General features: G+C 66.9%; 15 protein-coding genes. 10 read left to right on the top strand and 5 right to left on the bottom strand.

Features of this window, described 5'->3' with window-relative positions; translation table 11 throughout:
- Positions 1-6: 6 nt before the first annotated feature.
- The 3 genes from AC5P7R_RS17065 to AC5P7R_RS17055 form a co-directional block, all read right to left on the bottom strand.
- A complete protein-coding gene (locus AC5P7R_RS17065; protein ID WP_019662204.1) occupies positions 7-855 on the bottom strand; it encodes a MurR/RpiR family transcriptional regulator in 849 nt (282 codons plus the stop codon).
- Between the two features lie 358 nt (positions 856-1,213).
- A complete protein-coding gene (locus AC5P7R_RS17060) occupies positions 1,214-2,308 on the bottom strand; it encodes a dipeptide epimerase (protein WP_005415027.1) in 1,095 nt (364 codons plus the stop codon).
- The gene (locus AC5P7R_RS17055) at positions 2,305-3,744 is read right to left on the bottom strand and encodes an SH3 domain-containing protein (protein WP_495214093.1); all 1,440 of its coding nucleotides are present in this window, start codon (positions 3,742-3,744) and stop codon (positions 2,305-2,307) included. Before AC5P7R_RS17055 ends, AC5P7R_RS17060 begins: the two co-directional genes overlap by 4 nt.
- A 132-nt stretch (positions 3,745-3,876) precedes the next feature.
- On the opposite strand from AC5P7R_RS17055, the gene AC5P7R_RS17050 reads away from it, so the two are divergent.
- The 9 genes from AC5P7R_RS17050 (at position 3,877) to hglS (ending at position 14,791) form a co-directional block, all read left to right on the top strand.
- On the top strand, positions 3,877-5,346 hold the full coding sequence (locus tag AC5P7R_RS17050) for a transglutaminase-like domain-containing protein (protein WP_111098409.1): 1,470 nt from the start codon (positions 3,877-3,879) through the stop codon (positions 5,344-5,346).
- Between the two features lie 51 nt (positions 5,347-5,397).
- A complete protein-coding gene (locus tag AC5P7R_RS17045; RefSeq protein WP_180832988.1) occupies positions 5,398-8,421 on the top strand; it encodes a TonB-dependent receptor domain-containing protein in 3,024 nt (1,007 codons plus the stop codon).
- Positions 8,422-8,476: 55 nt separating this feature from the next.
- Positions 8,477-10,030 carry a serine hydrolase domain-containing protein gene (locus AC5P7R_RS17040; protein WP_495214091.1) on the top strand — a complete coding sequence of 518 codons (1,554 nt, stop codon included), beginning with the start codon at positions 8,477-8,479 and terminating at the stop codon, positions 10,028-10,030.
- Positions 9,963-10,676, top strand: coding sequence for a M15 family metallopeptidase (locus AC5P7R_RS17035; protein WP_227844359.1), 714 nt, complete (start codon positions 9,963-9,965; stop codon positions 10,674-10,676). The genes AC5P7R_RS17040 and AC5P7R_RS17035 overlap by 68 nt, the downstream gene beginning before the upstream one ends.
- 211 nt (positions 10,677-10,887) lie before the next feature.
- The gene (locus AC5P7R_RS17030; protein WP_019662198.1) at positions 10,888-11,259 is read left to right on the top strand and encodes a hypothetical protein; all 372 of its coding nucleotides are present in this window, start codon (positions 10,888-10,890) and stop codon (positions 11,257-11,259) included.
- Between the two features lie 232 nt (positions 11,260-11,491).
- Positions 11,492-11,908, top strand: a complete 417-nt coding sequence (locus AC5P7R_RS17025) for an EF-hand domain-containing protein (RefSeq protein ID WP_227854377.1) — start codon at positions 11,492-11,494, stop codon at positions 11,906-11,908.
- An 84-nt stretch (positions 11,909-11,992) separates the two neighbouring features.
- Positions 11,993-12,742 (top strand): HAD family hydrolase, encoded by a 750-nt coding sequence (locus AC5P7R_RS17020; RefSeq protein ID WP_021202954.1) that lies wholly within the window; start codon positions 11,993-11,995, stop codon positions 12,740-12,742.
- A 31-nt stretch (positions 12,743-12,773) separates the two neighbouring features.
- Positions 12,774-13,262, top strand: a complete 489-nt coding sequence (locus AC5P7R_RS17015; RefSeq protein WP_227854376.1) for a hypothetical protein — start codon at positions 12,774-12,776, stop codon at positions 13,260-13,262.
- A gap of 164 nt (positions 13,263-13,426) precedes the next feature.
- Positions 13,427-14,791 (top strand): 2-oxoadipate dioxygenase/decarboxylase HglS, encoded by a 1,365-nt coding sequence (gene hglS, locus AC5P7R_RS17010; protein WP_227854375.1) that lies wholly within the window; start codon positions 13,427-13,429, stop codon positions 14,789-14,791.
- A gap of 110 nt (positions 14,792-14,901) precedes the next feature.
- Here the strand turns inward: hglS and scpC are convergent, their stop codons facing one another.
- Complete coding sequence (gene scpC, locus AC5P7R_RS17005) at positions 14,902-16,416, bottom strand: succinyl-CoA:acetate CoA-transferase ScpC (RefSeq protein WP_495214087.1); 1,515 nt, start codon at positions 16,414-16,416, stop codon at positions 14,902-14,904.
- A gap of 385 nt (positions 16,417-16,801) precedes the next feature.
- Here scpC and glnE point away from each other — a divergent pair, with 385 nt between their 5' ends.
- The gene (gene glnE / locus AC5P7R_RS17000) at positions 16,802-19,597 is read left to right on the top strand and encodes a bifunctional [glutamate--ammonia ligase]-adenylyl-L-tyrosine phosphorylase/[glutamate--ammonia-ligase] adenylyltransferase (RefSeq protein ID WP_227854374.1); all 2,796 of its coding nucleotides are present in this window, start codon (positions 16,802-16,804) and stop codon (positions 19,595-19,597) included.
- Positions 19,598-19,756: 159 nt separating this feature from the next.
- Here glnE and AC5P7R_RS16995 read toward each other — a convergent pair whose 3' ends face one another.
- Positions 19,757-20,386, bottom strand: coding sequence for a hypothetical protein (locus tag AC5P7R_RS16995; protein ID WP_227854373.1), 630 nt, complete (start codon positions 20,384-20,386; stop codon positions 19,757-19,759).
- Positions 20,387-20,557: the final 171 nt, after the last annotated feature.

The raw sequence follows: 20,557 nt of genomic DNA, 5'->3' as shown, positions 1-20,557 counted from the left end.
CTCCGGTCAGGAATCCAGCAGGTGGTCGATCCGCTCCAGGTTCACCGCCAGCTGCTGCTGGCGATCCGGATTGGTGTGGCAGAGCAGCACGAACAGGAAATCGAGCAGGGCGTGCATGGCGCTACGGTACAGCAGCTGCGCGACCTGCGGCGTGCGATCGTGCGCGCACACCACCAGCGCTGCGTCAGCATGCGCGCGCAGCGGGTTGGCGGTATGGCGGGTGATGGAAATCATCTTGCCACCCATGTCCTGGAACTGGCGCGACAGCTGCGATAGCTGCGGCAGGTTGCCGAATTCGGAGAACACCAGCAGCGCATCGCCCGGGCGCGCGGCCGACAGGTTGGCCAGCATCAGGATCGGGTCGGTATGGGGTACCACCAGCAGCCCGAGCAGCGACAGCCGCATGGCGAACTCGCGCGCGAACAGGCCGTCGTCTCCCAGGCCGTACACGAACAGCTTGGGCGCACCGTCGAGCAGCTGCACGATGCGCTCGATCTCCGCGCGTGGATTGGCCTGGCGTGTTTCCTCCTCGGCCTGCGCCTTGCTGCGGCGCAGCGCCTCGCCCAGGCGCAGGTAGTCATCGCCGCTGTCGGGTTCGTCGGGCGCCTGCTGCGGATCGGCACCGGCGCGGGCGACGTCCTGGCCGATGGAGTACTTCAGGTCCGGGTAGCCCTTGAAGCCGAGCTTCTGGCTGAACTTCACCACGCTGGACTGGCTGATGCCGAGCGCACTGGCCAGCTGCTGTGACGAGTAGTCGCGCAGCAGGTGGGCGTTGTCGAGGATGAAGTCGGCGATGCGGCGCTCGATGGCCGACATCTGCCCGCGCTCGGTGCGGATCTTCAGCAGGGGCGGCATGCGGGGTGTCCGGGCATGTGTGGGCGCGTTGCGGCTGGCAGCGTAGAGCGTGTCATGGAATGGGTCGAGCGGGTTCCAGCCTCGAAGAGGTTACGGAGCGCAGTTGTTGCTTTTGACGTTGAGTCCGCCTTCAAGCGAGCCGGGCACCGCAGGTCCGGCGAGGGCGAAGAGGCGCGGGTGTCTGAGCGTAGCGAGTTCCCGCGCCGTCCCTCGACGGGCCGAGGAGCGCAGGGAACCGGTGCGTAGCACCGGCTAGCGGCCGGCGGAGCGTTTCTTCTGGTTACTTTTCTTTTCGCGAAAAGAAAAGTAACGCGCGACCCAACGTCAGTGGCACGCAACGTCAGCCGCAAGGCAGAAATCACCCCAGCATCTCCAGCCCACGCACCTCAGTAATGCCCAGCCCCGGCACGTCGCTGATGCTGATCTCCGATTCGTTGAAATGCACGCCGCCGCTGACCGGGTCGAACTGGCCCAGCGAGGGACCGTCGAGGTCAACCTTGGTGATCACATCACTCTTGGCCACGGCCAGGTGCACGGCTGCGGCCACGCTGATGCTCGACTCGATCATGCAGCCGATCATGCACGGCACGCCGTAGATGCCGGCGATGTCGGCGATGCGGATCGCGTTGGACAGGCCGCCGGTCTTCATCAGCTTGATGTTGATGATGTCGGCCGCGCGCTGCTGGATCAGGTCCATCACCTGGCTGGGGCTGAACACGCTTTCGTCGGCCATCACCGGCGTGTTGACGCGGTCGGTGACGTACTTCAGGCCACTGATGTCCGCGGCTTTCACCGGCTGCTCCAGCAGCTCCAGCACCACGCCGGCTTCCTCCAGCGTGCGCATCGCATGCACCGCCTGCTTGGCGGTCCAGCCCTGGTTGGCATCCAGGCGCAGCAGGGCGCGGCCTTCCACGGCGGCATGGATCGCCTTGACCCGTTCGATGTCCAGGCCGATGTCCTTGCCGACCTTGATCTTCAGCGACTCGAAGCCGCGTTCGATCGCCGACAACGAATCGGCCACCATCTTGTCGATGTAGTCCACGCTGATGGTGATGTCAGTGGTGATCACCGGGTCGCCGCCGCCGAGCATCTGGTACAGCGGCGCACCGTGCAGCTGCGCCCACAGGTCGTACAGCGCGATCTCCACCGCGGCCTTGGCGCTGGTGTTGCGCTCCATCGCGGTCTGCACCAGCGTGCACAGGTGGTTGAGGTTGACCACGTCCTGGCCGATCAGGCGTGGGGCGATGAAGTGGCGGATCGCCTCGATGATCGAGCCGTGCGTATCGCCGGTGATCACGGCGGTGGCCGGGGCTTCACCATAGCCGGTGTTGCCGCTGTCGGTGCGGATCAGCACCACCACGTCTTCCACGGTTTCCACCGTGCGCAGCGCGGTCTTGAACGGTGTCTTCAACGGCACGCGCAGCATGCCCAGTTCGATGGCGGTGATCTTCATTCGGGAGTCTTGGCCCGCAGGCGCTGGATGTTGGTGATGCGGTCGATGTAGCGGACGGTGTCGCTGGCCATCATCGGCTCCAGCGGCGTGACCGAAACACCATTGAGATGGGCCTGCACGCGCGTGCCGTCGGCACCGAACCAGCTGCCGCCCGCTGTATCGTGGATCACCCAGGTGCGGCCGTCGACGTGGCCGATGGCCATCATTACGTGGCCGGGGATGTAGACCAGATCGCCGACCTTCAGGTCGGTGACGGCACGGTCGCGCAGTGCCTTGCCGACCTTGTCGGTGAACGGCAGGCGATCCAGTGCCGGGCTGACCGCCTGTGCACTGGTATTGCGCGGCAGCAGCACGCCGAAGCTGCGGTAGATCTCGGAAACGAAACCGCTGCAGTCGCGCGTGTCGTAGTCGTGGCCCCAACCGTAGCGCTCGCCGAGGAACTTGAAGGCCTGCTGCAGCAGCAGGCGCGGGGTCATTGGCAGGTAGTCGGCGGCGGTGTCCTGCGAGCGCGGCAGCAGCGCTGGTACCAGCTTCAGGCGGCCATCGGCTTCCCGCACCGGCAACTGCACCACCCACGAGGCGTGGGCCTGCTGGCCGTTCACGGGTTCTGAAGCGGGCCAGTCGGCCAGCACCGGCAGGCGCACGCCCATGTCCAGCTGCAGGCGCGATACGCGCGGCTCCTCCGGGGTATAGGCGGTCTGTGCGGTGGCGCCGGTGACGATCCGGTACGGTCCCTTCGCGCCATAACCGAGCACCGTGGCCTTGTCGCCGCCGGCGATGGCGTCGGCTTCGATCCACGCGCTGTAGCGCTCGCTGTGCACGAACAGCCAATGGCCATCGGTACTGCGATGGACCACGGCCACCTTGTCGCCGGGGAACAGTGCCGATTCCTGGAAGCGGTCGATGTCGGTGTCACCGGCAGTGCTGAAGACCCGCTCGCGGGTGGGGAAGGTACGCAGTGCCGCGCGCTTCACCACCAGCCCGTAGGCCGGTGCCACCTGGACGGGAATCGCATCGAGTCCGAGGTTGGCTTCGATCGCGCTGCGCAGCGCGGGTGCGATCGCCTGGCCCTTGTCGTTGTAGAGGGCGCGGGTGGGCCAGCTCGACAGCGCGGTGATGCTGGCGCGAACCGTCGCCGCATCAAGCTGGGCGGGCAGTGCGGCGATGTCCTGGATGTGGCTGTCCTGCGCCCGCATCCGCGCGTTCTGTGCTTCGATCTGCGCGCGATCCAGAATCGGCGCATCGGCGTTGTCCAGGCGCGCGGCCCAGTACTGCGGGGTCAGATAGGCCTCGTGCAGGCCGATCACATAGGGCAGCGGTGCGCCGGGATCGGGTGCCGGCGCGGTCTGTGCAAAGGCGGGCGCCGCCAGCAGGCACAGGGCCAGGGTCAAGCGGCGCGGCCAATGCCGGTGCCGTTCGCGGGAAGCCAGGATCATGCGGTGCACACCCTCCTCGAATGCTTGTTGGAATATTTATTCCTTTCGGCATGGAAAGCAAGAATAAATTATTGACCGGCATCCCGGCCCGTGTTACACAGCCATTACCACCCGCGCTGGGGAAGTGTCGCTGTGGATCCTGCCGTTCGCAAACCGCGTCTGCCTGCCGCCGGCCTGTGTGCCGTGCTGCTGCTGTGGGTGTCGGCCACGCAGGCGACGGATGGGCATAGCAGCCAGCAGCGGGCGCGCCACACGCAGGTGATCGACCTGATCGACAGCGGTCGCTTCAGCGATGCCGAAGCGCTGCTGGCAACGGCAGGCGATACCACCGAGGGGACCTTCCAGCGCGAGCGCATGCGCCGCATCCGCCTGGATTTTTCCCTCGACGAGGCCGCGGCCAAGGCGGCCGTGCGCCGCTGGATTCCCGATCTGACCGACGAGGAACTTGCGCGCTGGGACCAACTCGGCCTGATCGAGCATCTCGATATCGATGGCGAGCGTTGGTACTTCAAGCGCGCACCCTCGAACCTGTTCCTGCTCAGCGACGAAGCACGCGCGCGCCGCCGCACGGATGCACCGATGCCGCCTCCGGGCCCCAACGAAGTGCTCAACGCCCACCACGCAGGCGTGGTTGCCGCGGCCGAACAGAGTGGCCAGGCGTCGGTACTGCCGCAGCGCTACGAATTCACCCAGTCGCTCACGGTAAAGGCCGACGCCGTCCCGGCCGGCGAAACTGTACGGGCCTGGATTCCGTACCCGCGCGAAATCCCCGGGCAGCAGGAACAGGTGCAGTGGCTGGGCAGCACCCCGGGCAAGGCGCGGGTGGCACCGGCCAGTACCCTGCAGCGCACCGCCTACCTGGAAGCCAAGGCAGTGGCTGGGCAGCCGACGCGCTTCGAGATCCGCTACGCGGTCACGATCCTCGCCCGGCATACCGCGATCGACCCGGCCAAGGTAAAGCTGACTCCGACCGACCCGGCACTGAAGCCCTATCTGGCCGAGCAGCTGCCGCATGTGCGTTTCACTCCCGCGCTGAAGCTGTTCTCCGACCAGGTACTGCAGGGCGAGACACGTCCGTATGAAGTGCTGCGCAAGCTGTTTGCTGCCGTGGATCGCATTCCCTGGGCCGGTGCGCGCGAATACTCCACGCTCAGCAACATCAGCGATTACGCGCTGCATGCCGGCCATGCCGACTGCGGCCAACAGACCCTGCTGCTGATCGCGCTGCTGCGCATGAACGGCATTCCCGCGCGCTGGCAGTCGGGCATGGTGTTCTCCGGCGATGGCAGCGGCTACAACAACCTGCATGACTGGGGGCAGGTCTACCTGGCGCCGTATGGCTGGCTGCCGATGGACGTGACCACCGGCGCGCTTGCCAGCGATGTGCCTGCACTGCGCGATTTCTACCTGGGTGGCCTCGACGGCTACCGCATCGCCTTCAACGACGATTTCGGCCAGCCCTTCGTGCCGGCCAAGCAGCACTTCCGCTCGGAAACGGTCGACTCGCAGCGCGGCGAGGCCGAGTGGGCAGGCGGCAACCTGTACTTCGACCAATGGAGCTACGACTTCCAGTGGCGGGTACTGCCAGCCAGGCAACGCTAGCGCGACACACCGCATTCCACACCATTCAATTCTTGCAGGAGAGAGCAGGGGATGAAGGCTTACAGCATCAAGCGGGCGGCGTTGTGCGTCGCCCTTGGGGCGTGTCTGGGCGTAGTGCTGCCCGGCATCGCGATGGCACAGAACGTGAGCGGCGCAGTTGCCGGCCGTGCAACCGCGGGCGACCAGGTGACCGTGGTCAGCAACAGTACGGGTCTGACCCGTACCGTCACCGTCGGCGCCGACGGCAGCTACCGCCTCGGCCAGCTGCCGGTAGGTGACTACCAGCTGCAGCTCAGCCGCGATGGCCAGAAGCTGGGCGATCAGATTGCTGTCAGTGTGGCAGTAGGCGGAACCACCACGGTCAACCTGGCCAGTGGCGGCGGCGTCACCAATCTCGATGCGCTGCAGGTGGTCGGCACCCGCGTGGTCAACCGCGTGGATGTCTACTCCACCGAGACATCCTTCAACATCAACCGCCAGGAGATCTCGCGGCTGCCGGTGGCGCAGGACCTGTCTGCGGTCGCGCTGATGGCGCCGGGCGTGGTCGGCGGCAACTCGTCATTCGGCGGCCTGTCATTCGCTGGTTCATCGGTGGCCGAGAATGCGGTCTTCATCAATGGCCTGAATGTCACCGACATGTATACCCGTCGCGGCTTCAGCACCGCGCCGTTCGCCTTCTTCAAGGAGTTCCAGGTCAAGACCGGTGGCTACTCGGTCGAGTTCGGCCGCTCCACCGGTGGCGTGATCAATGCGGTGACCCGTTCGGGCAGCAACGAATTCGAGGGCGGTGTTGAAGTCACCGCCGAGCCCAGTGCGTGGCGCGCCAGTGGCGGCGATCATTTCCACCGCGACGGCACCCCGCATTCCTATGGCAGCCGCGACAACAACTCCTTCCTGAAGACCAACGTGTGGGGCTCCGGCCCGATCGTCAAGGACAAGCTGTTCCTGTTCGCGATGTACGAAGACCGCAGCGACAAGGGACACAACACCTCGTCCGATGGCAGTACCTGGTTCAAGAACGACTCCGGCAACGGCTTCTGGGGCACCAAGCTGGACTGGAACATCAACGACAACCACAGCCTGGCGCTGCTGGCGTTCTCGGATGAGGGCGATGTCACCAATGCGTCGTACGGTTACAACTGGAACGCCGACCAGCTCGGCGCCTGGGGCGGCGATTCGGTCACCGAGACCGGCGGCCGCAACTGGTCGGCCACCTACACCGGCCACTTCGGACAGAACTTCACCGCGCGCGCCATGGTCGGCCAGAACAACCAGCGTGCGTTCACCAATTCATCGCTGGATCAGGCCTGCAGCCCCGTGTTCACCGACAGTACCTACGGCCCGCGCCTGGGCAAGCTGCAGGGCCTGCGCGCAGGCTGCCACCCCACGGGCACGGCAGTGGCCGAGCGTGACGATACCCGTGACGTGGCGCGACTGGACTTCGAATGGCAGCTGGGTGACCACCTGCTGCGCTTCGGTGTCGACCGTGAGCTGATGACCACAAAGCAGTCCACCCGCTACCCCGGCCCGACCGAACTGAGCTACACCGCCTACGTGGCGCGCCCCGGCGATGAAGTCTGGGACGGTGCCAATGCCTACGTACCGGCTGGCGTTACCGAAATGCTGCGTGCGCGCAACCGCAAGTCGGGCGGCACGTTCGAGACCGAAGCCAATGCGCTGTACGTGGAAGACATCTGGAACATCACCCCGAACCTGATGCTGAACCTGGGCGTGCGCTGGGACCGTTTCGAGAACCGTACCGCCGCCGGCAAGGCGTTCATCAAGATGGATGACCTGATCGCACCTCGCGTCGGCTTCTCGTGGGACATGCGCGGTGATGGCAGCACCAAGCTGTTCGGCAACGCCGGCCGCTACTACCTGCCTGTCACCAACAACATCAACGTGAATTTCGCAGGTGGCCTGACCGACGAGTACAGCTACTACGTGCTCAATGGCTGGGAGCGGAAAACCTCGCCGACCGGCTCACCGTACATGGCACCGGTCGTCGGCCAGCAGATCGGGCCGACCGACACCCGCATGAACACCGGCGGTGCCGACCTGCGCCAGAGTGTGGATCGCGACCTCAAGGCGGTCTACCAGGACGAGTACATCCTGGGCTTCCAGAACATGATCAACCAGGCATGGTCGTGGGGCGTCAACGCCACCTATCGACGCATGACCCGTGCGCTGGACGACATCCGCATCAATTACACCCCATGCGGCCCGACCCCCAGCACGCTGTGGCCGATCGCCAACCCGGGCGAGAGTCTGACGATCTGGGGCGACAAGAGCATCGGCTGCGCCACCGAAGGCTGGATCACCATTGACACCGCCAACAGCGGCTATCGGAAGGGCGGCAGCGGCGAGGTGATCGGTTACTCCAAGCCCAAGCGCACCTACAAGGCACTGGAGTTCCAGATCGACCGTGCCTGGGACGAGAAGTGGATGTTCAACGCGTCCTACCTGTGGTCGAAGAGCGAGGGCAATTTCGAAGGCCCGGTGAATTCCGATACCAACTACGGCGACACCGGCATGGTCCAGTTCTGGGACCATCCGGCCACCAACGAGCGCTATGGCGTGCTTTTCAACGACTTCCGCCACCAGTTCAAGCTGCGTGCCGCTTACGCGCTGAACAAGCAATGGTCGTTCGGTACCACGCTGCAGGTGCAGTCCGGTGGCCCGATCACTGCCTACGGCGTGATGTGGCCAAACGATTCCATCGCCGGTGGCAGTACTTCCAGCGAGGGTAGCGGCGGTGGTACCGGCTGGCTGTGCGTGGCCAACTGTTCCGGCCCGTACAACCAGCGGCAGTTCGAGTACAGCCCACGCGGTGCGTTCGGTCGCCTGCCGTGGACCTGGACCATGGGCGCCAACGTGACCTGGCGTTTGCCGGTGGAGGGCATCGATCTCAGTGCACGGCTGTCGGTGTACAACCTGTTCAACAACCAGAAGACCATCAACGTGCACCAGCGCTATGAAGCGCAGCCCGGCCAGTACCGCGAAGCGACGTTCGCCACCGGGACGCGCTGGCAGGCCCCTCGCTATACACAGCTGGTGGTGACCTGGAACTTCTGAGGCCACGATCCGCGCCGCCCACCGTGACGGCGCGGGCAATGGAGGGGCTGCGCGCATGTACCACCTGCTGATCGTCGCGGCGGCACTGGCCGCACCGTCCGCTTCGCCGACCGATATCGCCTCCCTCGATGCCGACGTCGCCGCCGTGGTCCAGCACGAGCACCTGCCCGGGCTGGCCATGGCGGTGGTCGACAACGGGCAGGTGGTCTATCGCCACGCCGAAGGCGCGCGTGGCGACGGCGGCCGCATCGACCAGGACACGCTGTTCAAGATCGCCTCCAACAGCAAGGCGATGACCGCCGCGCTGCTGGCGCGGCTGGTGCAGCAGGGCAAGCTGCGCTGGGAGGATCCGGTGCAGCAATATCTGCCGGGCTTCCGCATGCACGATGCGTGGGTGGGCGAGCAGATGCAGGTGCGCGACCTGGTGATCCACAACAGCGGCCTGGGCCTGGGCGCCGGTGACCTGATGCTGTGGCCGGAACCGAACGCGTTCACCCGTGCGGACATCATCGCGGGGCTGGCGCACCTGAAACCGGTCAGCAGCTTCCGCAGCCGCTACGCCTACGACAACCTGATGTACGTGGTGGCCGGGGAAGTGGCGGCGGCAGCGGGTGGCAAGCCGTACGACCAGCTGATGCGCGAGCAGGTGTTCGAACCACTGGGCATGACGCGCTGCCAGGTGGGGGCGTGGTCGGTGAAGCGCGTGGGCAACGTGGCGCAGCCGCATGCCTGGCGCGGTGATCGCAACGCGGTAGTGAACGCGGATGGAGCGATCAGCCCGGACCTGCCGTCGATGGCGGCCGGCGGCATCCGTTGTTCGCTGCGCGACATGACGCGCTGGATGCAGGTGCTGCTCGATCCCGCCCTGGCACCTGGCTGGTTGGACGCTGAGCAGCGCCGTACGCTGTGGACCCTGCACATGCCGATGGCGCTGGGTGAACGCCAGCGGCGTTGGGACAACGCGCATTTCTATGGCTACGGCTATGGCTGGCGGGTGTCGGACATGGATGGGCAGTGGAAGGTGGCGCACACCGGCACCCTGTCGGGCATGTACTCGTCGCTGGCGCTGTTGCCTGACCGCAAGGTGGGCGTGGTGATGCTGATCAACGGTGAAGGCGAGGATGCGCGCACCGCATTGATGCAGGCCGCACTGAAACGCTTCACCGCCCCCAATGATGCGCGCCCGGCGATGGAATACCTGGCCGAACTGAAGGCGGGCCAGGCCGCTCGTGCGGCAACCGGGCACCAGCGGCCGCCGATGTCGGATGCGCGGCAGGCGTCGGCTTCCGATCTGCCGCGTTGGCAGGGACGCTACAGCGATCCCTGGCTGGGGCCCGCATCGCTGTGCCCAGGCAAGGACGGCCTGCGCTTCAGCGTGGACAAGTCGCCCCGCCTGCAGGGGGCCGTGCTGCAGCTGCAGGGGCGCTGGCTGCTGCGCTGGGATACGCTGGGTGACGATGCACAGGCGTGGCTGCGGCCGGGCGAGGGCCCGGCACCGACACTGGACCTGCGCGCCATCGATCCGGACATCGACTTCAGCTATGACTTCCAGGACCTGCATTTCACTCGTACTGGCGATTGCCCTGGCGGCGACCACCGGCGCCGCTGAGCCACCGCGCGTTTCACCGGCCACCGACGCGGCCAGCGCCGGACTGGTGGAGATCCGCACTTTGTCGCCGCGCATCGAGCTCGATATCCGCTATGCGGGTGCCAACAACTTCACCGGTGCGCGCGTGCCCGGCTACGAGGCGCCATCGTGCTATCTGCTGGCGCCGGTGGCAAAGGCACTGGCACAGGTGGAACAGGACCTGCGCGCCGATGGCTTCGGCCTGCGCCTCTACGACTGCTACCGGCCGGTGCGTTCAGTGCAGGCGTTCATGGCCTGGGTGAACGATCCGCGCGAGCTCTCGCGCAAGGCGCAGCAGTACCCGGATCTGGACAAGCCACGCCTGCTGGCTGACGGCTACATCGCCGAGCGCTCCGGCCACAGCCGCGGTGCCACGGTGGATCTGGGCCTGCTGGATTGCCGCAGCGGTGCATGTGCGCCGTTGGACATGGGCACTGACTTCGACTTCTTCGGGCCACGTGCGCATACGCAGACGAGCGGGCTGAGCACTGTGCAGCAGGCGAACCGCCAGCAGCTGGTGCAGGCGATGGCGCGCCGTGGCTTCGTCAACTATCCGCAGGAGTGGTGGCATTACACCCTGCAGCCCGAACCGGATTCCGGCACCGCGTACGACGTGCCAGTGCTTTAGGCGGTATCGGCAGGGCACCGCCCCGCCTCTGACAGTTTCCCGCGCGGTCCGTTGTAGAGCCGAGCCCATGCTCGGCTGCTCCTTGTTCAATCGTCGAGATATTCGATTTGGATGGAGATTCATCCACGCATGGCGTGGATCTACTGTGGCTGCCGGATCGGGTCCGGGGCAGATCCCTTACACTGGCCGCCTCTTCATCCCTGCCCACCCGATGAACCTTCCTCTGCACTTCGGCCTGCTCGGTACCCTGGAAGCCGGCGCCATCGCCATGCTGGTCGGGCTGCTGGTGTACTTCCTGTGGTCGCAGCTGTGCCGGCTCCTGCACTGGACAGCGGGGCATGCGATCGGCTGGTCCTGCGTCATCGCCGTGATCATCTCCGCCGGCATCGATGCATGGAAGCTGTTCTACATGGGCATCGTGCGGCTGGAATCGCCGCTGTACGCGCGCATCTTTCTGGCCACCATCCACGATCCCAACGAGCTCGGCAGCCGTGTGGTGCTGGAAATCGCCGGTGCGCTCGCCGGTGTTGCTCTTGCATGGGTGTTGTTCAGTTCGCGGTCATCGGAAAAAACCGTCGACTGACGCATTTTTTTCGTTGCCTGCCGGTTAAATGCAGAGGCGCTGAATGCGCATCTTATGAGCCACTCACTTCACCCTAACCACCGCGCTAAAGCATGGGTGGAGGCGAGTGGTTAATCGTGTGTGTGCACGCCGCTCGCGACGCAAAATCGATTCAGAAACGCGGTGGCAGGGTAGGTGCCGTGCGGAATCAACACGCCGCGCAACACCACCCAATCGGTAGGAGACACCCCTGATGACTATTCGCAACCGCAAGCCCCTGATCGCCCTGATCGTCGCCGCCGGCAGCGTGCTGGCCATGCCGGCGATGGCCCAGTCGGCCAAGCAGCAGGCCGCGCAGGCACAGAACGAGGCCGCCCAGGCGCAGCAGGCGGCGGCACAGGCGGGCCAGGCGGCTGACCAGGCAACCAATGCGGCCGCAGCGGCCTCGGCCCAGGCCAACGGCGGTGGCCAGACCTGGGCCAGCATCGATACCGATGGCAACGGCACCATCAGCAAGACCGAGGCGCAGGTGAACGCCGGCCTGGCCCAGGTGTTCGACCAGGCCGATACCAACAAGGACGGTGAGCTGAGCGCCGATGAGTACAAGGCCTATGTGGCCGCCCAGCAGGCCGGCGCCGGCGGCGCAGCGCAGGGTGCGCAGGGCAGGTAAGACCTGTATCGGGGCGTATGGGAACCCGGGCGGCTTCGGCCGCCCGGGTTTTTTTCGTCACCACGGCCCCTGTATCCTTGCGCGATGAACACCTCCACGCCTGCGCCGTCGCGCGCCATCGGCCTGGTCGGTTTTGACGGTGACGATACGCTGTGGAAGAGCGAGGACTACTACCGCAAGGCCGAGCAGGATTATCTTGACCTGCTGTCGCGCTACGTCGACGTGCATGACACCCAGACCGCGCGCCACCTGCTGGAAGTGCAGCAGCGCCACCTGGGCACCTTCGGCTACGGCGTCAAGAGCATGACCCTGTCGATGATCGAAGCGGCCATCGACATCACTGGCCAGCGCATCGAGGCCAAGGACATCCAGCGCATCCTGGAGATTGGCCACGACACCCTGCGCCACCCGGTCGAGCTGATCGACGGTGTGCGCGAAGCGGTGGCGGCCATCGCCGAGCACTACCCGGTGGTGCTGATCACCAAGGGCGACCTGTTCCACCAGGAAGCGAAGATCAAGGTCGCCAACCTGGCCGAGCTCTTCCCGCGCATCGAGATCGTTTCCGAGAAGGACCCGGAGACCTACGCCCGCGTGCTGGCCGAATTCGACCTGCCGATGCAGCGCTTCGTGATGGTCGGCAACTCGCTGCGCTCGGACATCGAGCCGGTGGTCACCCTGGGTGGCTGGGGCGTGCATACCCCGTACGCAGTGACCTGGGCCCACGAGACCCAGCATGGCGTGGCCGACGACGAACCGCGCATGGTCACTGCCGATACCGCTCACGACTGGCCGGCCGCACTGGCGGCGATCGAGGCCAAGGCCGCTGCGGCCTGACAGGGCCCGTCGGCTGCGGCAGAATCGGGGCATGAACCACCGACTGCGCGCGCTGATGTTGTCCCTGCTGTTGGCGCCGGCCACCGTGCTGGCCCAGCAGACCGCCGAGCGCTCAAGCGCCTACGAAGTGGACACCGGCGACAGCTGGGTCGATGCCCAGCTGCGGGACATCAACCATTACGCCGAACGCTACCCCGACGCTTTCCTCGACGAAGTGTCGCGCTATGCCGACGTGCCGCGCGGCTACATCAGCGCGCTGTTCACCACCCACGGCTGGCAGGCCGGAGACATCTATTTCGCCTGCTTCTGGGCCAAGGCCAGTGGCCAGACCTGCCGCGACAGCGTGCGTGCCTTCAGCCAGGACCCGGAGGGCGGCTGGGAGGCGGTGGTCAAGCGCATGCCCACCACGCCGGACAATCTGCACTACCGGGCTGTGCGCCATGCCATCGTGGCCAGCTACCAGCACTGGGACCGGCCGATCACGCTGGATGCCACCCTGAAGCGCCAGCTCAACCGGTAGTGCCGGCCGCTGGCCGGCACCTGCACCATTCCAGGCATCCGGAGGTTGCCGGCCAGCGGCCGGCACTACCGGTTTCCTTATGTTGCTCTGCGTATCGCCGCCGCCGGGCGCTCCGGCGACAATACGGGTCCGAGCTGTTCCCCGTTCCCGTAATCGAGTGACTGATGAGCGCCTCTTTCGTTTCGCCTGATGTGATCCGCCGCCTGTTCGCGCAGGCCATGTCCCGCATGTACCGCACCGAAGTGCCGCTGTACGGCACGCTGGTGGAACTGGTGGAGCGGATCAACGCGCAGGTGCTTGCCCATGACCCGGCGCTGGCCGCGCAGCTGCAGCGCAACGACGAGCGTGCGCGGCTGGATGAAGAGCGTCATGGCGCGATCCGCGTCGGCACCGCGCAGGAGCTGGCGACGCTGCGCCGCCTGTTCGCGGTGATGGGCATGTACCCCGTCGGCTACTACGACCTGTCGGTGGCCGGCGTGCCGGTGCACTCCACCGCGTTCCGCCCACTCACCGGCGCGGCGCTGGCACAGAATCCGTTCCGCGTGTTCACCTCGCTGCTGCGCCTGGAACTGATCGAAGATGAAGCGCTGCGTGCCGAGTCGGCGAAGATCCTGTCACGCCGCCGCATCTTTACCGACGGCGCACTGGCACTGATCGAGCAGGCCGAGCGTGACGGCGGCCTGTCGCAGGCCGATGCCGAGCGCTTCGTCGATGAAGCACTGGAAACCTTCCGCTGGCATGGTGACGCCACGGTCGACCTGCCGACCTACCGCGCGCTGCACAACGCCCACCGGCTGGTGGCCGACGTGGTCAGCTTCCGTGGCCCGCACATCAACCACCTGACCCCGCGCACGCTGGACATCGACGCGGCGCAGGCGGCAATGATCGAGCACGGCATGGCGGCCAAGGCGGTCATCGAAGGTCCGCCGCGCCGTGCCTGCCCGATCCTGCTGCGCCAGACCAGCTTCAAGGCCCTGGAAGAAGCCGTTCATTTCCCGGATGCCGAAGGTGGTGACGCCGGCACGCATACCGCGCGCTTCGGCGAGATCGAACAACGCGGCCTGGCGCTGACCCCGAAGGGCCGCGCGCTGTACGACCAACTGTTGTCGCAGGCCCGCGACGCCGGTGGCGAAGGCAGCACCGGCGGCGACTACGGCCAGCGCCTGCAGGCGGTGTTCGCCAGCTTCCCGGATGACCATGACACGCTGCGCCAGGAAGGCCTGGGGTATTACCGCTACCAGCTGACCGACGCCGGCCGCGCCGCGCCGGAGCGCGTGGCCGATCTGCCCGCTGAAGTGCTGGTGGCCGCCGGCCTGGCCACGGCTGACCCGATCGTCTACGAGGATTTCCTGCCGGTCAGCGCCGCAGGCATTTTCCAGTCGAACCTGGGTGGCGAAGAACAGCGCGCCTATGCCGCGCATGCCAACCGCGAGGCCTTCGAGCAGGCATTGGGCGTGGCGGTGAACGACGAGTTCGAGATCTACGAGCGGCTGCAGGCCGAATCGCTGGCGGCGCTGCGCACCGCGTAAAGGCAGAGCCGGCCGCTGGCCGGGCGCACCGCGTGAGGTAGAGCCGGGCGCTGGCCGGCTGTTGGGGAAGCCGGCCAGCGGCCGGCTCTACCCGACGTCCGTAGCGGGCCTCAGCCCTTCATCGTTCCGGTATCCAGCCAGCGCTGGTGCCACGACAACGCTTCCGGCAGCAGGTGCGGGGTGTGCTTGCCGTAGCTCTCACGGCTGGCACGGTCGAAGTAATCCTGCAGCTGCGGGCGGAAGTCCGGGTGCGCGCAGTTGTCGATCAGCACCTGCGCGCGCTTGCGCGGGGTCAGGCCGCGCAGGTCGGCCAGGCCCTGTTCGGTGACGATCACCGACACATCGTGCTCGGTGTGGTCGACATGGCTGGCCATCGGCACGATCGCCGAGATGGTGCCGTTCTTGGCGGTGGACGGGCTCAGGAACGCCGACAGGAAACCATTGCGGGCAAAGTCACCCGAACCGCCGATGCCGTTCATGATGCGCGTGCCCATCACGTGCGTCGAATTGACGTTGCCGTAGATGTCCACCTCGATCATGCCGTTCATGCCGATGCAGCCCAGGCGGCGCACCAGTTCCGGATGGTTGGAGATTTCCTGCGTGCGCATGATGATGCGCTCGCGGTAGAAATCGATGTTCTCCTTGAACGTCTCATTCGCCTGCGGGCTCAGCGCGAAGCCGGTGCACGAGGCGTAGCTCAGCACGCCGTCGCGCAGCAGGTCGAGCATGCCGTCCTGGATCACTTCGGTGAACGCGGCCAGGTCGCGGAAACCGCTCTTGGCCAGGCCAGCCAGCACGGCGTTGGGGATGTTGCCCACGCCCGACTGCAACGGCAGCAGGTTCGGCGGCAGGCGGCCCTTCTTCACCTCGTGCTTGAGGAACTCGATCAGGTGCGAAGCGATCTGTTCGCTGGTCGCATCGATCGGGCTGAACGGGCTGTTGCGGTCCGGGCCGTTGGTACGCACCACGGCCACGATCTTGTCCGGGTCGCAGCGCAGCGCGGTATCGCCGATGCGGTCGTTGGCGTTCACCAGCGGAATCGGCTTGCGGTGCGGCGGCAGCGCGGTGCCGTAGTAGATGTCATGCATGCCGTCGACGCCGGCCGGCTGCCATTCGTTGACCTCGACGATCACCTTCCTGGCCAGGTCCAGCCAGGTCTTGTTGTTGCCGACCGAAGTGGAGGGCACCAGCGAACCGTCCTCGCGGATGGCCGAGACTTCGATCACGGCGGTGTCGATCTCGCCGTAGAAACCGAACCACACGTGCTGGGCAACGTGGCTGAGGTGGATGTCGATGTAATCCAGCTTGCCCTCGTTGATGCGGTTGCGCGCGTCCGGGTCGCTCTGGAACGGCATGCGCATGGCGATGCCATCGGCCTTGGCCAGCGCGCCATCGAGTTCCGGCGCGGTCGACGCGCCGGTCATCAGCTTGATCTGGAAGGGATTGCCCTGGGCGTGCACCGCTTCGATGCGGCGGGCCAGTTCCACGGGAACAGCCTTGGGATACCCGGAGCCGGTAAAGCCGCTCATGGCCACGGTTTCACCGGGCTGGATCAGCGCGGCTGCGGCCACGGCGGAGACCACGCGGTCACGGAGACGCGCGTTGGCGATGCGATCAACAGACATGACGACAGTGTTTCTGGGGGGAATCCCGATTATCGGCCATCCTCATCCGTACGGGGGGTTCTACCTTCGTGGAATGGCTTTTCCCCCAAGGGGCTCACCCATACCCATCGGTTCTGTTTTGCAGTGCAGCGTGCAAAGTGCTTTCGCAGCCCGCACGATGGCCCTGCATCCCGACGTGGGGGAGGGAGCAGAGCCCGCTGGCAGTTCGCTGCAAGCGGGCTTTTTTATTGCCTGTCGCCCAGTATGAATGCGCGGCCTCCATTATCGGTAGTGCCGGCCGCTGGCCGGCAACTGCAGCAACCTTCGGCAGGATCATGGGATCTGCCGGCCAGCGGCCGGCACTACCGGGTCCGTCGCGTCCCGACCGGGTCGATACAATCCGCCCATGACCCTCGCCCCCGCTGACCTGCCCGCCTCCCTGCAGCCCCTTGTCGACCGCGCCCTGGCGCGCCTGGCCCAGGTCCTGCCCGAGCCCGTTCCTGCCGAACTGCTGCCGCTGCTGACCCGACTGGCGGTGGCCAGCGACTTCGCGCTGGACACCCTGGTGCGGCAACCGGCGCTGCTGGCGCAGCTGGCTACCCCCGGCTGCCCGCCGATCCCACCACCGGTGCTCGATCCGCTGCAGCCCAGCGAGTGGCCGGCGCAGATCCGGCGCTGGCGTACTGCCATGTCGACGCGGCTGATCTGGCGCGACCTGGCTGGGCTGGACGACGTGGCGCAGACGCTGGCTGCCGCCACCACCCTGGCCGAGGACTGCCTGCGGCTGGCGCTGGACGCGCTGCAGCAGGAATTCGCCCGACGCCACGGTGTGGTCCGCGATGGCGAAGGCGCCGCGCAGCAGCTGGTGGTGTTCGGCCTCGGCAAGCTCGGCGGCGGCGAGCTCAACTTCAGTTCCGATATCGACCTGGTCTACGCCTACCCGCACGGCGGCGAATCCGACGGCCCGCGCGCGCTGGCCGCCGAAGAGTATTTCGCCCGCCTCGGCCAGCGCTTGGCCAAGCTGCTGGACGAAACCACCGTCGATGGCTTCAGCCACCGCGTTGACCTGCGCCTGCGGCCGTTCGGCAGCGCCGGTCGCGTCGCGCTGTCGTTCGCGGCGATGGACCAGTATTTCCAGCGCGAAGGCCGCGACTGGGAGCGCTACGCATGGCTGAAGGCGCGCGCGGTAGCCGGCGACATCGCCGCCGGTGAGGCGTGGCTGCAGACCCTGCGCCCGTTCGTGTACCGCCGCTACCTCGATTTCACCGCGCTCGACGGCCTGCGCGAGATGAAGGCGGCGATCACCGCCGAAGTCGCGCGCCGCGAGCTGCACGAAGACATCAAGCGCGGCGCCGGTGGCATCCGCGAAATCGAGTTCCTGTGCCAGGCGCTGCAGCTGATCCGCGGTGGCCGTGAGCCGGCGCTGCGCGAGCGCCGCCTGCTGGTGGCACTGGACGCGCTGGTGGCCGCAGGGCAGATCGCGCCCGAGGATGGCAGCGCGCTGCGCGAGGCCTACCTGTTCCTGCGCCGCCTGGAAAACCGCCTGCAGATGCTGCGCGACGCGCAGACCCACGTGCTGCCCAGCGACGCGCTGGACCGCGCGCGCATTGCCATCGGCCTCGGCTACCCGGATTGGGAGGTACTGCGCGCGGCACTGGCCGAACAGCAGCAGCGGGTCAGCACCGAATTCGCCGCGCTGCTGGCCCCGCGCAAGGGCCAGGCCGCGCCCGACGCGCTGGCCAACTACTGGCGCAGCCTGCCCGAGGGCAGCAACGCGCCGTTGCTGGCGGAAGCCGGTTTCCTCGATGCCAATGGCGCCGATCAGTCGCTGCGCGATTTCGCCCAGGGCACCGGCGTGAAGTCCCTGTCCGACGCCGCGCGTGCACGGCTGGATCGCGTACTGCCGGCGCTGCTGCATGCGGCCACGCGCTCGCCGCAACCCGATGCCGCGCTCAAGCGCGTGCTTGGCCTGCTGCAGGCGGTGCTGCGCCGGACCAGCTATCTCGCGCTGCTGGACGAACAACCGAGCGCGTTGGCGCGGCTGGTGGATGTGCTGGCGCGCAGCGCGCTGCTGGCCGAGCGGCTGGCCGCGTACCCGCTGCTGCTGGACGAACTGCTGGACGTGCGCGTGTCCGGACCGATGCCCGATGCGTCCGGCATGCTGGCCGAGTGCCAGCAGGTGCTGGCGGTGGAAGACCCCGAATCCGCACTGCGCTGGCTCAACGAGACGCGGCTGGCGCTCAGCTTCCGCATGGCGATGGCCACGCTGGACGGTCGCCAGGGCGCAGTGGACAGCACGCGGCAACTGGCCGAGCTGGCCCAGGCGGTGGTCACCACCGTGCTGGCGATGGCCGAAGCGGACATGCGCGCGGCACACGGCGTGATTCCTGGTGGGCGCTTCGCGATCATCGGCTACGGCAGCCTCGGAGGGCTTGAGCTGGGCTTCGGTTCCGACCTGGATCTGGTATTCCTGCACGACAATCCGGCCGGCGTGGAGGCCAGCGATGGCGCACGTCCGCTGGAACCGGGGCGCTGGTATGCGCGGCTGGCGCAGAAGGTGATGGCGCTGCTCGGTGCGGTCACCGCCGCCGGCCGTCTGTACGACATCGACGTGCGCCTGCGCCCGGATGGCGGCAAGGGTTCACTGGTGTCTTCGTTGGCCAGCTACACCGAATACCAGCGCGAACGCGCGTGGACCTGGGAACACCAGGCCCTGGTACGTGCACGCGGCGTGGCCGGTGATGCCAGCCTGCTGGCCGATTTCGAACAGGTGCGTGCACAGACGCTGGGCCGCGAACGCGATCCGGCCACGCTGTATGCCGATGTGTTGAAGATGCGTGGACGCATGCGCACCGAACTGGACCGCAGCGATGCTGCGCGACTGGACCTGAAGCAGGGTGCCGGTGGCGTGGTGGACCTGGAGTTCCTGCTGCAGACCGGCGTGCTGGCGCGTAGTGCGCAGCATCCCGCGCTGCTGCAGCCGCGCGATACACCATCGTTGATCGATGCGCTGGCGGTTGCGGAGTTTCTGCCTGCCGCTACCGCGCAGCAACTGCAGGGCGCGCATGCTGCGCTGCTGGATGTCGGCCTGGCCTGCACGCTGGATCGCCGCCCACGCCTGGCCCCGCCCACGCCTGCGATTGAAGACGCCTGCAGCGTGATTACCGCCGCGTGCGTGGCCGCCGGATTGCCGTTCGCGTGATGCGCGCCCGGCCGGGAACCCGCTCTTGGGAACCCGCTTTTGGTAGGTGCCGACCGTTGGGCGGCACGGTCTGTCAGCGGCGATGAACCCGGCAGGAGCGTGCCGACCAACGGTCGGCACCTACCAGAGCTCGGTATAGGCGCTTTCCCGCGCAGCCCCCTACGGGGCGGGCAACACCTGTTCCACCAACGCCCGATCGCGCTGCCCACGGCGCATGATCGCGCGGCGTTGCAGGGCATCGTGCAGGCGAGGGTCATCGGCGTGCAGGCCGTTGCGGTGGGCGATGTACAGCAGCGTCTGCAGGGGCCACGCATAGAACGCGGCGTGGGCCAGCACGTCGTCGATCAGCGAAAGCGAAGCGGTACGCCATGCCTGCGCCCGCGCCAGGCCGCTGGCGGTGAGACGCTCGACCAGGTGCAGGGCCAACGCGTCGGCGTCGTGGGTGCCGGCGCGCACGATGGCGCCGCTCTGGTCCGCAAAACCCGGCATGCCGCCGCCTGATGACGTCGTGGCCATCAGCAGGTGTGGATTGAACAATGCCGTCGGCGTGCCATCGGCCCACTGCTGGCAGAACGCCAGCGCCTGCGGGCATTGCACCGCCATGGTTGCTACCCAGCCACCTGCATTGCGCAGCGGCTGCAGCGACAGGCTGGCGATCTCGGTGCGGCCCTCGCGCAGTACCAGGCCCAACCCGCGTGCGCGCACGCCCTCGTGTTGGGCAGCAACGGCGCTGAGGTGTTCACGCACATGCCGTTCCACGGTGATCTTGTAAGTGGCGTCCGTTTCCATCGGCATAGCGTGGGGCAGGTGATGCGGCGGTGTCGAGCGTGCCGACCAACGGTCGGCACCCACCACGCGCCTGATATGGGCCAACCAAGGTTGGCCGCTACCGGGTCATGCGACCGGCCGGGAACCCGCTTCTGGTAGGTGCCGACCGTTGGTCGGCACGCATGGACGGTT

The sequence above is a fragment of the Stenotrophomonas sp. YJH_SMC_27 genome (assembly GCF_059369815.1).
The sequence above is the reverse complement of the archived record's forward strand: the minus strand, read 5'-3'. Positions and strand labels throughout refer to the sequence as shown.